The sequence below is a fragment of the Methylorubrum zatmanii genome, assembly GCF_014845115.1.
GTDB classification, from domain to species: Bacteria; Pseudomonadota; Alphaproteobacteria; order Rhizobiales; family Beijerinckiaceae; genus Methylobacterium; species Methylobacterium zatmanii.
Genome location: NZ_NKUI01000349.1, coordinates 1 through 883 on the forward strand (window position 1 = coordinate 1; position 883 = coordinate 883).

The following is an 883-nucleotide window of genomic DNA, read 5'->3' on the forward strand; positions in this document are numbered from 1 at the left end:
TCATCGTGCGTCCCGCAGGGACGGAGGAGGATCGGGCGGAGGTCGGGGCGGGACCCGGTCTCCGGGAGGGGCGACCGTGCCCCCGTGTCGGCGAGCTCGCCGATGTTGGCGTCGAGACCAATGTCGGCCGGCAGGTCCTGGTCGTGGAACAATGCGTGCCCCCAAAGGCGAATCGCCCGGTTTTCCAGTGCGATGCCGGCTAGGTTTCCTGAGACCGTGGCGAAATTCAAGCAGGCGGGGTTGACCGCGGCGGAAAGCTATGCAGTGGGGCGGACTGGTCGGTGAGTCGGACCTTGACGCCCAAGGACCCGATGCCCCGTTCACGGCACCGCATAGCTCGTCCACAGGTCATGCTCTTTTGTCGCACCCGCCGGGAAGGCACCTGGGAGCCCCGCAGGTTGGATCGGGCACTTGGGATGACCCCGGCATCATCTTTTGAAAACTCGGGCACGTGCCGAGGCTGCCGGCTGGCATCCGGATAGCCGAAACCCAGTCACGCCCAGAACGGAATCTTCAGTCCTTAGGGGCCGGATAAGTGCCTCTGGATAAAAGAGAAACGGCGGCGGACGATGGGGTTTCGTCGCGTCGGGTCAGAGGTGCCCCGGGGCGGCAGTCCACCGCGAGAGCCCCATGCGAGAGCAGGACCATGAATCGGCGCAGGCGAGCGCCTTGTCCTTCGTGTTCAAAGTGCCAGAGGACCTGATCGCCGCCGTCGGGCTGCCGAAGGTTGCCAACAGGCAACAGAGCCGCGCCCAAGCCAGCATGCTCGCCGCGCTCGCCGTCGCCTCCGACCGCGACAACGTGTGGACGAGCTACTCGCGGTCGCGGGACTTCTACGCGGCGGCCGGCCGCTACGAGGGCACGGACTATACTTATGCCACCG

At 66.1% G+C, this 883-nt stretch carries 1 protein-coding gene and 1 pseudogene; one reads left to right on the forward strand and one right to left on the reverse strand.

Annotated features, from left to right (window positions below; all coding sequences use genetic code 11):
* A partial coding sequence (locus tag MZTS_RS25025) for a hypothetical protein (protein ID WP_210329510.1) occupies positions 1-230 on the reverse strand: 230 nt, incomplete at its 3' end.
* Between the two features lie 400 nt (positions 231-630).
* On the opposite strand from MZTS_RS25025, the pseudogene MZTS_RS24660 reads away from it, so the two are divergent.
* Positions 631-883, forward strand: a pseudogene (locus MZTS_RS24660) (hypothetical protein); the annotation flags it as partial.